The 14,796-nt window shown below is 53.3% G+C and carries 10 protein-coding genes; 7 read left to right on the forward strand and 3 right to left on the reverse strand.

Annotated features, from left to right (window positions below; translation table 11 throughout):
- The first annotated feature begins 9 nt into the window (after positions 1-9).
- Complete coding sequence (locus tag ACFSSA_RS15285) at positions 10-957, forward strand: endonuclease/exonuclease/phosphatase family protein (RefSeq protein ID WP_386821498.1); 948 nt, start codon at positions 10-12, stop codon at positions 955-957.
- Here ACFSSA_RS15285 and ACFSSA_RS15290 read toward each other — a convergent pair.
- Both ACFSSA_RS15290 and ACFSSA_RS15295 read right to left on the reverse strand, forming a co-directional pair.
- Positions 941-3,130, reverse strand: a complete 2,190-nt coding sequence (locus ACFSSA_RS15290) for a hypothetical protein (protein ID WP_386821499.1) — start codon at positions 3,128-3,130, stop codon at positions 941-943. The two genes, ACFSSA_RS15285 and ACFSSA_RS15290, sit on opposite strands and share 17 nt — an antisense overlap.
- 67 nt (positions 3,131-3,197) lie before the next feature.
- Complete coding sequence (locus tag ACFSSA_RS15295) at positions 3,198-5,675, reverse strand: U32 family peptidase (protein WP_386821500.1); 2,478 nt, start codon at positions 5,673-5,675, stop codon at positions 3,198-3,200.
- Positions 5,676-5,826: 151 nt separating this feature from the next.
- On the opposite strand from ACFSSA_RS15295, the gene ACFSSA_RS15300 reads away from it, so the two are divergent.
- The 5 genes from ACFSSA_RS15300 to ACFSSA_RS15320 are packed head-to-tail and all read left to right on the forward strand — an operon-like array spanning position 5,827 to position 13,014.
- Complete coding sequence (locus ACFSSA_RS15300) at positions 5,827-7,335, forward strand: DUF1800 domain-containing protein (RefSeq protein WP_386821501.1); 1,509 nt, start codon at positions 5,827-5,829, stop codon at positions 7,333-7,335.
- 38 nt (positions 7,336-7,373) lie between these two features.
- Positions 7,374-8,678 (forward strand): DUF1501 domain-containing protein, encoded by a 1,305-nt coding sequence (locus tag ACFSSA_RS15305; protein WP_386821502.1) that lies wholly within the window; start codon positions 7,374-7,376, stop codon positions 8,676-8,678.
- 15 nt (positions 8,679-8,693) lie between these two features.
- Entirely contained in the window at positions 8,694-9,812 is a 1,119-nt protein-coding gene (locus ACFSSA_RS15310; RefSeq protein ID WP_386821503.1) for an ABC transporter ATP-binding protein, read from the forward strand.
- Between the two features lie 23 nt (positions 9,813-9,835).
- Positions 9,836-11,308 carry an ABC transporter substrate-binding protein gene (locus ACFSSA_RS15315; protein WP_386821504.1) on the forward strand — a complete coding sequence of 491 codons (1,473 nt, stop codon included), beginning with the start codon at positions 9,836-9,838 and terminating at the stop codon, positions 11,306-11,308.
- Positions 11,305-13,014: an ABC transporter permease gene (locus tag ACFSSA_RS15320; RefSeq protein ID WP_386821505.1), complete on the forward strand. Its 1,710-nt coding sequence runs from the start codon at positions 11,305-11,307 to the stop codon at positions 13,012-13,014. The genes ACFSSA_RS15315 and ACFSSA_RS15320 overlap by 4 nt, the downstream gene beginning before the upstream one ends.
- 158 nt (positions 13,015-13,172) lie before the next feature.
- Here the strand turns inward: ACFSSA_RS15320 and metF are convergent, their stop codons facing one another.
- Entirely contained in the window at positions 13,173-14,069 is an 897-nt protein-coding gene (metF, locus tag ACFSSA_RS15325) for a methylenetetrahydrofolate reductase [NAD(P)H] (RefSeq protein WP_386821506.1), read from the reverse strand.
- Positions 14,070-14,192: 123 nt separating this feature from the next.
- Between metF and ACFSSA_RS15330 the strand changes: the two genes are divergently transcribed.
- Entirely contained in the window at positions 14,193-14,753 is a 561-nt protein-coding gene (locus ACFSSA_RS15330) for an EF-hand domain-containing protein (protein WP_386821507.1), read from the forward strand.
- Positions 14,754-14,796 lie beyond the last annotated feature (43 nt).

Genomic DNA, 14,796 nt, shown 5'->3' on the forward strand with positions numbered 1-14,796 from the left:
TCCGGCCAAATGAATCCGAATCAGCTCAGATACCTTATTTTTCCGATGGTTTTACCATTTTTGAGCGGATGTGAGAAAAGGCAACGGGAGATACCCAAGGCCGTGCCGTTGAGTGAGGACGGGAGTATGGAGCTAAAGCTGATGACGTTCAACCTCCGCTATGAAAACGCAGAGGAAGTGGGCCGGCGGGCATGGTCCGAGCGGGTTGTGGGAATTGTAGGGAGCATCCGCGAACAGAAACCTGATATCCTTGGTATACAGGAAGGTTTGCACGGGCAAGTGGCCGATCTGAGAATTTCCCTTCCCGATTATGCGTTTTCGGGTGTCGGTCGTGATGACGGCAAGCGCTCGGGCGAGTATGCTGGAATTTTTTTCAACAAGGACCGTTTTGAGAAAGATGATGGAAGGAGTGGAATGGTCTGGCTGTCTGATACTCCGGAAGTTCCCGGCAGTAAAAGCTGGGGAAACCGGATCCCGAGGATCGCCACATGGGTCCTGCTGACGGATCGCTCCAGCGGGCAACGATTTTGGGCAATCAATATGCATCTGGACCACAAGAGCCAGGTCTCACGTGAGAAGGGTGTGCGGCTGATGGCTAGGAAACTATCGGAGATGAACTCTTCCCGGGATCCGGTCGTCTGGATGGGCGATTTCAATGCAGTCGAGAACAATCAGGCACTTCGGTTTCTTTCGGGCAAAAGCTCGGAGATTGAGAAAGTATCGGATTTCCCGGACTTGCGGGAGACCTTTGCCGCGCTCCACCCGAACGAGTCAAAGCGCGGGACCTTGCACTTCTGGATGAGTGATCCGAACCGCCAGTGGAAAGTGGATCATATTTTTGTTTCGAAAGAAGCGAGTGTCCTGGAGGCGAAAATTGTCAGAAGCGGTGAACCCTACCTTTCGGATCATTTTCCGGTTACCGCAAGGGTTAGGTTCCCCCCTAGGGCTGCCAGATGAGTTGACGCAGCGAGGCCTTCAGCGGCTCCGGCCAGGGTAATTTTTCAATCGTTGCCGGATCGGCCCATTCCGGTGTGATGGCCTTCAATTGCTCCAAGTAGCCGTAGGCCTTTTCGATTTCACCGCCTTGGGTATAGGCGATTGCGAGTAAGGCGGTGGTGTTCTCGATTTCGGCTGGAGGCAGGCCTAATTTCACCGCCTTTTCGAGGTAGTCCAGTCCTTCGGTCGGGTGATCGGTCAGGAGAGCGATCCAGCCGGCGCGGATCGCGAAAAGCGGATCATTTGGAAAACGAAATATGCCGGTATTCAGGATTTCGATGGCCTGGCGTGGATCGCCATTTTCAAAAGCCGTATATGCAGCTTCCGCATAGTCTGTGGAAAAATGTTCAGATTCATGCTCTTGACTGATGAGATCGATCCATGCCCGGTGGGCTGCCGGGTAGTCACCAAGGCTGGTGTGGGCTATCGCCTGCACCCGTAAAACGGCTGAGCGGAGTGCTCCGTATCGACCCGCAATCTCCGCAAGCTGTAGTGAAGCACCGGCGTGCCCGGTATCTGCGGAAAGCTTCTCTGCCGCAGCCAAGGCGGATGCCGCCAAGTTTGGCTTGCCGAGCTTGATTAGATTTTCCCGATCCAATAATTCTGCCACAAATTCCTGGATTTCTTCTTCAGCCGCGCCTTCGGGAAGCTTCATCGAGGCGAGATCCGCTGATTTTTGCTGAATCAACTTGCTGAAAATTGGTGAAAAATCCGGCGACTCATAAGGATATAGATCATTTTCAAAAGGGATTTTCCGATAGTCCACGGCCCCGGGATTGAAAGGCTGTCTTGCCAATACTTCCAGCGCTGGCGGTAGCTGCTTTGCATAATGTATGCACAGATCGATGAGTTGCGCGTCTTGTTTCTCAAGAGCGAGATACAGCGCGGTAGCAAGTGGTAGCCCTTCGGGCGCGGATTCGATCACCGCCCGGATGGCTTTCGAATCACCACTGGCAAACGTTCTTTTGACAATCTCTTCATGGGCGAGCACAGCAGACGATATTTGCGGGAAATCGTGGGGGAAGGCAGCGGCCAAACGATGTCGTATCGCATCGTCCGCCGTATATATTGTGTAGCTTTCAGGTAGGTTCTTACCTTCGATTCCTTGCAATTCGTTCAATCGGTCCGGCGCGGGTATTGCCTCCGGTAATTGCGATGATGGGTCGATCCGGAATCCGCATGCTGCTGAGAGTAAACGCTCAGGAGCTTTTCCGGGTAGTTTCAAACGAATGAGGTGGGTGACCGTATTTTCTGATATGGAAAATGGAGAAGACGGGAGAGGAGAAAGGTGATGGAAAGCTATCGTGTCGTGTTCGACATCGCCCCGCAGAGGAATCGAGAGTCTTTGACGATTTTCAAGAGTGATCTTCAGAACGGTCTGGTCGAAGATGGCGGATACAGGTTTTGGAAATGCCGATAATGTTTCTCTGCGCAAAATTTCCCCGGTAGCTGTGTCCCGGATATTCCAGGTGATCGTCTTCCCGTCAGAGATAGGATTCGCGAGCAGTAAGGAATTCGCCGAGAAAGTCTGCAGTGTTGATGAATCGGGGATTTGAGGTAAGCCTCCGAGATTTGCGATTGGTTTGAGGGTTGCCGCGCTGCAGAGGAGATTTGTATCTCCACGCGAGACCAGGAGATAGCGGGAATCCGGAGAGAGCCGAAGGGGACCGATGGTGTCTGCCTTGGTGGGAAAAAGGATCGCGCCGATCAATGGACGGGGCTTCAGGTCCCAGCGAACAACTGTTGGATACTTTCCACCCAATGCGACAAAGACAGATTCCGATCGATTACCGACTACATCAGCAACCGGATAAGGATGCCGCAGCTCGTAGGTGGGAACGGGGAATCCGGATTTCGATGAAATTTCATCAAGCAGCTGTTCCGTGATTTCAGATGGATGATTCTTCAGCGACTCCAGCAAATACGCGGTCGCTTTTCCAGGCTCTCCCTCTTGGAGGTGCAAGCGGGCCAGGTTCTGCTGTGCGGCGCCGAGGCTCGAGAAATCCGGAATTGTCGTTTTCCGGGAATGGGTGGCTGTTTGTGGCTGGGAAGGAGGCTTTTGCCGCGCGGTCTGCGGGTGTTTTTCACACGCAGCGAGGCTCACGCAAAGAATGGCTAGAACTTCAAATTTCAAAACAGCGATTTGATCAATGAATGCCGCGGCGGTGACGATTTGCCGCTAAATTCCCGACGATGTCCGCTCACACCAGGGTTCCTTCCGTGACGCCCAGCTTCTCGGTAGCATGGATCTCATCCAGCAACTGATCGGCAGTGATTCTACCAGCGAGCAGATCCTGATATGCTTGAATCGTGGAAATGGCGTCTTCCCTATCCTCATCAAGGAGCTCAATGCGGTAGTTTTTCAACCCGGAGCTGAGAAGTTGATGGAAGAAGCGGGCACCGGTTTGAGCGCGTCCGTTGAACAACGTATTGCGGCAGCCGACATCTGCCTGGAGACGATGAAGTTGTCCCACACGGTCCCGAAGGTGGACAGCATGCTTTTCACAGGGTCTACCACAATCCTTGTAAGTGGTGCCGGAGCTCAGGAAGGTGCAGAAGACACAATGCTCCATATGAAACATGGGCATGTGCTGATGCAAAGTTAGCTCCAGCCAATTTGCAGGGGTTTTGGCGATGAGCTGCAGCACCTGCGTGATATTGAGGTCATAGGAAATCGTCAGCCGATCCAGGTTCGCGGATTCCTTGAGGATCTTAGCGGTTAGTGGATTGGCGGCATTGAGTGAGAAATCACCGATTTTGATAAGATCCGTGCGGTCCCGATAATGATGAAGCGCGGCGAGATTGCGCAGTAGCAGCCCGTCGGGTCCGGCTCGTTCGATGAGTTTCAAATACCCAGTTTCACCGGTTTTAATGATCCGCGGAGTCGCTAGAATGATGGCGGATTCCGCTCCTGAAGAGTCGCGCATCGCGATGGCATCCTTGTAGCGGCGGGGATCCTCAAAATCACAATAAATTTGCCCTACGCCCGATTCCAAGGCTGCTTCCAGCTGGGGTAGGGAACGTGTCAGAACGCTGAGTGCAGGGGTGGAGACCGTCCGTTCGGTTTCGGTCAGGGCAGGGAGGAAATCTTTTGCCGTTGCGTTGGTTTGACGAACTTTCACGGTAGGTTTCTTCGCCTCCAATGCGGCGACAAGATCTCTCCGGACCTGGTTCAAGGCGGAAATCGCTAGATGGCAATCACCGACAAGCCGATTATCGAGGCTATTGAGAGCGTATGGCGTATCACCCAGACGGGAAAGCTGCGCGATGAGGGTTTCGGTGGCCAGGGGGCGGTTCTGCGCTTCTGATAGATCGACAGCCGTTTTGCATTCCACACCATTAGTGGAAACGCTAAGTGGCTGGCCGGGGCAACCGGTGACGGTAAGATCCAGTGGAGTCTTTTTGATAGCAGGTTTTGCGGTCTGCCAGAATTTACGAATGGATGATTCCAAGGCTGGATCCGAAGTCTTATAGAGAGTTACGCCCGGGCGGATCCGGTCGAAATTGATTCCTGAAAAGTTGCGGTGGAAGATGATTCGATCATTCTCGATTTTCCAGATTGCGGCGCCCTGCTCCAAATCCCGGTTTTCGCCCGCATCGAAGACGACTCCATCGCCGGCCTTCAGGGGAGGTGTTTGCCGGGAGGGCGGCACATCAAGCCTGATCCAGCCGTTTTGTGCCTCAATGATCGTCCCAAGAAATGGTCCACGTTTTTTTCCGAATTTCCCATGGGTGAGATACGGATGGTTGGTCCCGGCCAGCCAGCCAGTCGTGAGGCCCCGGGAGAAAGTCATCTCAAGCTCGTATTTGTCCGTTGCTGTGACAGGAGGTAGTGCTTCTGTTCCGGTGGTCTGGGCCATCGCCGCATCAATCGCCTTCCGATAGACACGTGTTACCGCCGCGACGTATTCCGGGGTTTTGAGTCTTCCTTCGATTTTGAAGGACTTCACACCTGCCTTGATTAGTCCCGGAATCAGATCGACAGCGGCAAGATCCTGCGGGGAAAGAAGATAGCGGTGCTCTCCCATGTCCTTGGTTTCCCCGTCAACGACCAACTCGTAGGGCATGCGGCAGGCTTGTGCACATTCACCACGGTTGGCGGACCGTTGGCCCAGAGACTCGGAAGTCAGACACTGGCCGGAGTAGGCGACGCACAGAGCGCCATGAACAAAAACCTCCAGTGGCGTTTTTACGTCCACAGAGGCGAAGCGCTCAATTTCACCAAGCGAAAGCTCACGCGAAAGCACAGCGCGCTCCATCGGAAAAATTGTCTCGAGAAATGACAGGCCTTCCGGCGAAGTGATGGTCATCTGCGTCGATGCATGAAGCTCGACATCCGGAGCAATCGCCCGCGCCATCTTGGCCAATCCCAGATCCTGGATGATCAATGCATCGCCACCCGCCGCCGCAATAAGCCGGAGCTGCTGCTCGGCGGCTTCGATTTCCTCGGTAAAGATCAAGGTGTTCATCGCAATGAATCCTTTCACGCCGTGCTTGTGAAGATATTCCATGAGCTCCGGGAGGTCTTCTTCCGAGAAATTATCGGCACGTAGGCGCGCATTGAACTTAGGCAGTCCGAAGAAGATTGCATTTGCTCCTGCAGCGACAGCCGCACGGGCGCAATCCCAGTTGCCAGCGGGAGAAAGAAGTTCGGGCTCGTTATCGAATGGAAGGCTCAAAGGTGTGAAGCTGGTGAAATGTTTTGCTGTCGACCGCGATGCGTGGTCGGTCAGGAGAGGCGGAGATACACGCAAAGAATTAATGGAAATCAAGCTTTTGCGCAACTGTCATGAATTGATGGGGTTATGTATCGGGTAGAGGAGATTTTTTATGTTACCGAAAGCGACAGGCACTTGGACAAAAGCGGAGGCGAGACATCTGTTGAATCGTGCGGGATTCGGCGGATCGCCAGATGAGATTTCCCGGTTCCACGCGCTCGGGCGGGAGGCGGCAGTGGACGTATTGCTGAATCCGGAGGAAAGCATCAAGGCGTTCCCAATGCCTGAATGGGCGGACCTGGAGAGCGCATTGGCAAAAAGCCACGAGCACTTGGTGGAACGGCAGGAAATGATGGAAAAAATTAAAACCCTTCCATCGGATGAAGGTGCAAAGCTGCGGCGCATGATTCAGGGGGAACGTCAAAAAGAAGTCCGCAGGCAGGGAATAGAGGCCCAGGGTTGGTGGTTTCGACGGATGTTGAGGACGCAGGCCCCACTACGGGAAAAAATGACCTTGTTCTGGCACGATCACTTCGCGACATCGGCCCAGAAAGTCAGGGAGCCGATGTTTCTGATGAATCAAAATGCACTTTTCCGGGAACATGCGACCGGCAATTTCCGTGATCTCACACAGGCAATCGTCCGTGACCCGGCGATGATGCTCTATCTCGATCTACCACGATCAAGCAGGGAGAAACCGAATGAGAATTTCGCCCGCGAGGTGATGGAGTTGTTCACCCTCGGGGAGGGAAATTATACGGAAACCGATGTGCGTGAGGCTGCCCGGGCCTTTACCGGATACGTGCTGAACCGGCGCACCGGGGAGGTGACCCAGAATGTGACAAGATGGGATGGTAGCGAAAAAACTCTCTTTGGACGGAGTGGCAGATTCAATGGGACCGATGTGGTGAAGCTGATCTTCAGAAAAGACGAGTGCGCGAATTTCATGGCGGGGAAACTGTGGGAGTTTTTCGTGTATGAAAATCCCGGACCGACGATCCAGATCAGCTTGGGTGATTCTCTGCGGAAAAACGATTATGAAATCGCTCCAGTGCTGCGTGAGATCTTTCTCTCGGAAGAATTTTATCGTGAAAATTCAAGAGCTGTGCAGATCAAAAGTCCCATACAATATCTGGTGCAGATGCTCAAGGAACTGGAACTGGAAGAACCTCCGCCAAGCCTCCCGATTCTCGGGCAGACCCAGCTCGGGCAGCAGCTTTTTATGCCTCCGAATGTTGCGGGTTGGGACTGGGGGAAGGCGTGGATCAATACAAATACACTGCTGGCCCGCTATAACCTGGCGGGGATGGTGACCAAAGGCGGACTGGGCGATAACCGGACCGGAAAGATGCGGCTCGGGAAAATGAGGGGGCGCCGGAGCAGACAAGGAAAATCGACTGCACCAGATTATGCCTCCCTTGTCGCAGAGCGCGATCGCCAGGATGTCAGCAGGCTTGTCGATGGCTTGATTGGCCGATTCTTCAGTATGCCGATTCCGGAAAAAGCCAGAACGTCATTTATCGAATATGCGGAAGAAAAAAGGGGGGTGGCTTTCACCGATACCGAGCTTGGCGAACTCTGCCACCTGATGCTGAGCACACCCTATTACCAGCTCTGCTAAGATAGGCGGAGAGCTGAACTTTTATTGGAAATAATTTTATGAAAACGAGAAGAGATTTTGTGAAATCCGCTGTCCTTGGTGCCTCGGCGACCTGGACACTGCCGGGCTTTGTGGACAGGACATTTGCGCAGCTGGGAGCCGAAGCTGCAGATCGCTCGGTGCAGTTCGCCAGTGGTAAGGATGATACGATTCTGGTGGTCCTCCAGCTCGCAGGCGGCAACGACGGATTGAATACGTTGGTGCCCTTCGAGGACGATAACTACTATAAATATCGTCCTAATATTGGGAAAAGGAAAAAAGATCTGATGACGCTGGCCGATGGGGTGGGGCTGAATGATTCGATGCCGTTTCTAGGCTCGATGTTCAAGGATGGCGAGCTGGGGATTGTTCAGGGAGTCGGTTATCCTAACCCGAACCGGTCCCACTTCGTTTCAACTTCCATCTGGGAAACGGCGGATACGAGCAATCGCTCCAATACCGGCTGGTTGGGTAGATATTTCGATAATGCCTGCAAGGGTCTGGACCCAACGGTGGGAATCAGTTTTAATAAATCGACTCCCGAGAGCTTTGGCGCGATGAAAAATCCGGGCGTGAGTTTGAGCTCTCCAGAGCTTTATCGCTGGATTCACAGTGGGGGCGATCTTGCCCGCGCGGAGGAATTCTTTGCAGAGCTGAATCAGCCTTCCGGCGATGACCTCGCAAATGATGGCGGCTCCATCGACATGCCGGCTGGAGGCAAGGTCGGCGGCGTGGTAGGAGAATCGAACCTGCAGTTTCTGGAACGTGTCGCGCTGGATGCCCGGCTGAGCTCCAAGAAAATCCTGGAGGTCGCCTCAAGACATAAAACATCCGTTAAATATGAGGGAACCTCGATCGCGAGAAACCTGAATCTTGTTTCGCGGATGATTGCCGGGGGGATGGCTACCAGGGTCTACTACGTCAGCCATGGTGGATTTGACACGCATACCGGTCAGGTGAATTCGCACGACCGATTGCTAGGACAGCTGGATTCTGCCTTGAAATCCTTTTTCGAAGACCTTCGCGAGCAAGGGAACGACAAGCGTGTCGTGCTGATGACTTTCTCTGAATTCGGGCGGAGGGTAGCTGAGAATGACAGTGGCGGCACGGACCACGGCAAGGCATCCTGCATGTTCGTGGCCGGAGGCGGAGTGAAAGGAGGACTTTATGGAAAATACCCGAGTCTGAGCGAACTCTCCCAAGGCGATCTCGAGCACTCTGTCGATTTCCGGAGTGTTTATGCGGATATTCTCGGGAGCTGGTTGAGGGCTCCTGGTATCCGGGAAATTCTCGGAGGCGACTATAATGGCATCGGTTTGCTCTGATAAGAGACGGGCATCGTGCTTGCATTGAAAGCACGCGGATATGAGTATCCGGACCGTTGTCCTATGGAAGCGATTCGTGTCGAGAAGGTGAGCAAAGTATTTGATGGCGCGGTAGTCGCTCTCAATGGCTTGAATCTGGAAATAAAAGCCGGTGAGCTTTTTTTTCTGCTCGGGGCGTCAGGGTGTGGAAAGACCACGTTGCTGCGTTGTATCGCAGGGCTGGAAACTCCCTCCGATGGCAGGATCTTCTTCGGTGAACTTGATGTGACGAAGCTCGCGCCGCACAAACGGGAAGCGGCGATGGTTTTCCAAAGCTATGCTCTATGGCCTCATCTATCGGTCAGCAGGAATATCTCATTTGGTTTGGAAGAAAGGAAAATCCCAAAAGCCGAAATCAAGGAACGTGTCGCGGAGGCTCTGAAAATGGTCCGGCTTGAGGGGTATGGTGAGCGCTCGATCGATCAGCTCTCGGGTGGGCAACAGCAGCGTGTGAGCCTGGCACGGGCGCTTGTGGTGAAGCCGAGATGTCTTTTGCTCGATGAGCCGCTGTCGAATCTGGACGCGCAGTTAAGGATAGAGATGCGTCGCGAGATCCGGAGCATTGTGAAGGATAATGGGCTCACAGCCATCTACGTCACCCACGATCAGGAAGAAGCCTTGGCGATGGCCGACAGGATGGCGGTTCTGGCAAAAGGCAGAATTGCACAGATCGGCACGCCGGAGGAAATCTATCGCCAGCCAGCCTATTCCCACGTTGCAAGCTTCATCGGTGAAACAAATCTTGCCGATGGTGATGTGATGGAGATGCATGAGGATTTTTGTTTTGTGAAGATCAATGGCACCGCGCTTGTAGGCCGGGTGACGGATAAAAATTGGCGTGGTCAACCGGGCGAAAAAGCCACTGTCTCCATCCGTCCGGAGGTATGGAGGCTTCACAAGGAAAGCGGCGAAAACGAGATTGCTGGAAAAGTTGTGGAGCGCAGCTATCTCGGCCAGCGCATCGAATATTTTGTCGATACGGTCATCGGGCGCCAGCAGGTGGTGGAGATGAATCCCTACGTCCTGCACTCTGTGGGCGATCACGTGACGCTCCATGCAAGGCATGGAGATATCGTGATTTTTCCCAAGTCCTAACCCAAAAAACAGGCGCTTCGGATATGAAAGCTCGACTCATAATCATCATTGCGCTTCTTGGAGCTATTATCGGACTACCACTGCTTCTCAAACGTGAGAGCGAGACTGCATCGCCGGCCACTGCGGATGACAGGCTGGTGATTATTTCGCCCCACAATGAATCGATTAGAAGAGAATTTGGCGAGGCTTTTGCCGCATACTGGAAAAGGGAGAAAGATAGAAGTATTTACGTTGATTGGCGGACTCCCGGCGGCACTTCTGAGATCCGCATGGTCCTGGACGCAGGATTTAAAGCCGCAGAAGAAACCGGCCGGCAAGGAATAGGCGTGGATCTGTTTTTTGGCGGAGGTGAGCCGGATTTCAGCGGCCAGGCAAAACTGGGGCGCTTTGTGCCGCTGGATATCTTTGGTCGAAAGCCGGAATTGTTCGGCGATGGGAAACCTGTTCCGGAAGTATTCAGCGGTGAGAGGTTTTATGCGGAGGATAAAGTCTGGGTGGGAACCTGTATCTCTCAGTTTGGGATTTGCTACAATCCGGATTTCATAAAGCGTCTGGGGATTTCCGCTCCCGGGAGGTGGCAGGATCTTGGAGACAAGGGATATGCTGGAACTTTAGCCCTTGCGGATCCGTCAAAGAGTGGATCGGTTGCCAGAACTTTCGAGCTCATCGTCCAGGGAGAAATGCAAGCCGCCCGGTCCAGGGGGGATAGCCTCGAAAAAGGATGGGACGAAGGCCTGCAGCTCATCCAGAGAATGGCTGCCAACGCACGATATTTTACAGATAGCGCTTCGAAGATCCCGCAAGATGTCGGCCAGGGTAATGCGGCGGCTGGGATGAGTATCGATTTCTATGGTCGCAGCTACGCTTCCGAGCTGAGCACTCGCGAGGGTAGGCCACGTGTGGTATGGATTGCACCAAAGGGCGGGACTACGATGAGTGCGGATCCGATCGCTGTCCTGAAGGGAGCTCCGCATCCTATCATTGCCCAGGAATTCGTCGGTTTCTGTATGTCGGAAGAAGCTCAGAAACTCTGGTTTTTGCTTCCCGGAAGCGATGGTGGTCCTGTCAGGAGGGCATTGCACCGTTCTCCAATCCGGCGCGACGTTTACGACGATCAGACCATGCCGCTGACAACCATGCCGGACGTGAGGCCTTACGAAGGCGATGCGAATTTCATCTATGAAAAAGAGCTTACAGGCAAAGTGTTCAATACACTGCGCCAGCTGGTAAAAGTGATGTGTATCGACTCACATGAGGAAATGAAAAGTGCATGGCAGGCAATGATTGCTGCGGGTATGCCGGATGAGGCTATGGCTGTATTCCAGGATGTTTCGAACGTATCCTACCGGATTGCAGGGCAGGGGGATCCCGGCTTGGACAGCAGAGATCCAATGATCCAGGCCGCGCGGATGCATGAACTTGGAGAGATGTTCCGGGCGAATTATCAGCAGGCGGAGAAGATCGCTGAGTCCGTAACTAAACGACCGTTGAAATGATGAACCGGAATCTGGCATGGACGATCGCTCTGGCGGGTATGGCACTATTTGCTGTGTTTTTTTTCTACCCGGCCGGGATGGTGATGAGACAGGCATTTGAGATGGCCGACGATGACGGAAAAACGGTCTGGACCTGGAAGGTGCTAGGTCAGATCTTTTCGAACCCGATCTACCGGCAGGGTCTTGTAAACGCATTGTGTATGGGATTTGCCAGCACTGCTTCCACGCTCATAATCGCTTTTCCTTTGGCGCTGATCGGCCACCGATATGACTTTTTCGGGAAACGATTCCTCTCTGTGCTGATACTTGCTCCGATGATTTTACCCCCATTTGTTGGGGCTGTCGGAATCAAGCAAATGTTGGGAGTGAATGGGGCCCTGAATGCGCTGCTGATTCGGTCGGGCGCGATGGATCCCATGTCCCCATTCGACTGGCTGGCTGAGTGGCGGTTCGGCGGAATGGCTTTGATGAATGCGCTGCATCTTTATCCTATTTTATACCTCAACATCAGTGCGGCGTTATCGAATCTCGATCCAGCAATGGAGCAGGCTGCGGAGAATCTCGGCTGCCCACCTTGGAAGCGTTTTCTAAGAATCACCCTTCCGTTGGCGATGCCAGGGGTTTTCGCTGGCACATCTCTTGTCTTTATTTGGTCCTTCACAGAGCTCGGCGTGCCGTTGGTCTTCGATTTCGCACGAATCACGCCCGTGCAAATTTTTGATGGGATCAAAGGGTTGGAAAATAATCCGGTGCCCTACGCGTTGGCGGCCGTTCTGCTTGTAATTGCAGTGATGGTTTTTGCGATTGCAAAGGTGGTGCTTGGAAAATCCGCTTTGGGTGCGGCTCCACGCCCAAAAGGCAGGAACAGCACTCATAAGCTCTCCGCCGTCAAAAGCTCCATCTGTGCCGGCATTTTCTTGGGAATATTCGTGATCGCTTTCATTCCGCATGCCGGAGTGATTTTGCTCTCACTGGCGGAAAGATGGTATGGAACAATTATCCCCGGCGAGCTGACGCTTCGGCATTATATCGAAGCGCTGGGTAGTGGACTCGTCGTCCCTTCGATACAGAATAGTCTGATGTATGCGGGCACGGCGACTTTACTAGCAGTCGTTGTTGGTGTGGCAATGGCTTGGGTAATTGTTCGTTCCGATCTGAAAATTCGGGGATGGCTGGATGCGATGGTCATGCTTCCGTTGGCTGTGCCGGGATTGGTAATGGCCTTCGGCTACCTGGCTCTTTCACAACAGGGCAAGCCGTTCCATCTGCTGATCGGAGCCGGAGAGAGCCCATTCCTGCTATTGGTCGTGGCTTATGGAATACGGCGCTTGCCGTATGTGGTCCGTTCGGCGGTAGCAGGGCTTCAACAGAGCAATCCTGCCCTGGAGGAGGCTGCTCGCTCACTTGGGGCATCGCCTTTGCGGATGTTGCAACGGGTGGCTGTTCCCCTTATCGCAGCAAATCTTGCCGCAGGTGCAATTTTGGGTTTTGCGTTCTCTATGCTGGAAGTCAGCGATAGCCTGATTTTAGCGCAGCAGACCCAACATTATCCGATCACAAAGGCCATCTATACCTTGCTCAGCACCCTTGGAAATGGAACGGAGTTGGCCGCCGCGCTTGGGGTTTGGTCCATGGTCTTTCTTTTCGTGGCAATCATGGGAGCCGCAGTGCTGGGAGGAAAACGTGGAAGCTTGTTCAAGCTTTGAACCTGCCGAGCTGTTCAAGGGGAAAGGAAAAGCGGCCCGACCGACCTTCCTCCAGGAAAAACCCATAACCTGAAGGCGTCTCGCTCGGACCGCTCGTCTTTCGACATGGATTAATAAGCAATCCGGAGACTATTTCTTTCACATTTTGGAAAAATATTTCAGAGCCCCAGCGAGGAATAGATCTGTCTGGTGGCGTGGGATTTATTCAAGGTGTAGAAATGGATACCAGCGACTTTGTTATCCAGTAATTCTGCGCATTGCTGTGCGGCATAGTGGATGCCGGCGCGTTCGACAGCCTCCGGGCCGCTGGCATCCGCCCGATTGAGCGCTTTAATCAGTTTTGCGGGATAACGGGCGCCAGCTGCCAGTTCCGCCATCCTCTTCATACTTGAGAGCGTCGTCACGGGCATGATGCCGGCAATGATCGGAACGTTGATTCCCGCAAGTTCACAGCGTTCCCGGTAATCGAAGAAATCATGGTTGTCGAAAAATAGCTGGGTGCAGATGTAATCCGCTCCGGCATCGACTTTTGCCTTCATGTTGTCCAGTTCCTCCACCCGGTTCTGGGTCGCGGGATGACCCTCTGGAAAGCCTGCGACGCCGATGCCGAAGCCGCGTGGATCCAGATGACGGCCGGATTCGTTAAAGGTTCTGATATGGCTTACGAGATCTGCCGCGAACCGGAAATCGCCCTGTGACCAATCGTAATCCGGTTGATTTTTCGGAGGATCGCCTCGGAGCGCGAGGATGTTGGCGACTCCGGCTTCCGCATAGCGGGTAAGAATCGAATCAATCTCTTCCCGGCTGTGCCCGACACAGGTGAGATGCGGCACCGGCGGGATGCTCGTGGTCTGTTTTATGCGGAGAACCAGATCATGGGTCAGCTCTCTGGTGCCGCCACCCGCTCCATATGTGACGGACACAAAAGAGGGGGAAAGCGTTTCCAGATCACGGATGGTTTCATAAAGCTCTTCCCATGCAGAGCTGGAACGGGGCGGGAAAAACTCGAAGGACAACGATGGCTTCGGGTTGGAGAGAATGTCGCTGATGTGCATGCGGGTAGAAAGGATTGGCCAGGGCAGTTGAAAATTGTATGAAACTTTGCCGTATTAGTGGTGTTGCTATAAACGCGGGCGGATATTTGCTCCTAATGTCCAAACTTTAAACTTTAATTTTTAATGAAAACCATACTTCTAATCGGAATCTGTGCTGGCGGGGTGGTTTCCCCATCGCACGCGCAGCCGGATGATCGGCCTGGCGATAAGGTTCACCACCCGTCGATGGCGGAAGAGCATGGAAAAATGACACGCAGGAATAAGGGACATGAGCCGGATCGTCCGCCGTCACCTGATGGAATGTTCAAGCGTATGGATGCCAATGCCGACGGAAATATATCCAGAGAGGAGTTTTTCGCTCATCCACGCCTGGAGCGGCTGCCGGAGGAAAAGCGCAACGTTTTGTTTGCACGATTGGATAAGGATTCCGATGGGGTTCTCAGCTTTCGTGAAATTGAAGAAATGCGCAATGAATCCGAGCGGCGCCACAGGGAAGAATTCCGCCAGCTGGATGTTGATAAGAGTGGTGGATTAAGTTTCGAAGAATTCAGCAAAGGCGAATTTTTCAAAAAACTTCCGGATGGAAAGAAAAGACAGATTTTCAGACGTATGGATACCAATAAGGACGGTCAGATTACCGAGGAGGATAGGCCCAAGGGCCCTCCACATAAGAAAAAGCACTGATCCGATTCAGATGATTTTCACAAGGCCGTGATGCGTAAGGAAC

This window comes from Luteolibacter algae (assembly GCF_042683045.1).
Lineage (GTDB): Bacteria > Verrucomicrobiota > Verrucomicrobiia > Verrucomicrobiales > Akkermansiaceae > Luteolibacter > Luteolibacter algae.

Coding starts and splice junctions, on each gene's coding strand:
- ACFSSA_RS15285 (WP_386821498.1), top strand. CDS start 10: ATGAATCCGAATCAGCTCAGATACCTTATTTTTCCGATGGTTTTACCA.
- ACFSSA_RS15300 (WP_386821501.1), top strand. CDS start 5,827: ATGTTACCGAAAGCGACAGGCACTTGGACAAAAGCGGAGGCGAGACAT.
- ACFSSA_RS15305 (WP_386821502.1), top strand. CDS start 7,374: ATGAAAACGAGAAGAGATTTTGTGAAATCCGCTGTCCTTGGTGCCTCG.
- ACFSSA_RS15315 (WP_386821504.1), top strand. CDS start 9,836: ATGAAAGCTCGACTCATAATCATCATTGCGCTTCTTGGAGCTATTATC.
- ACFSSA_RS15320 (WP_386821505.1), top strand. CDS start 11,305: ATGATGAACCGGAATCTGGCATGGACGATCGCTCTGGCGGGTATGGCA.
- metF (WP_386821506.1), bottom strand. CDS start 14,069: ATGCACATCAGCGACATTCTCTCCAACCCGAAGCCATCGTTGTCCTTC.
- ACFSSA_RS15330 (WP_386821507.1), top strand. CDS start 14,193: ATGAAAACCATACTTCTAATCGGAATCTGTGCTGGCGGGGTGGTTTCC.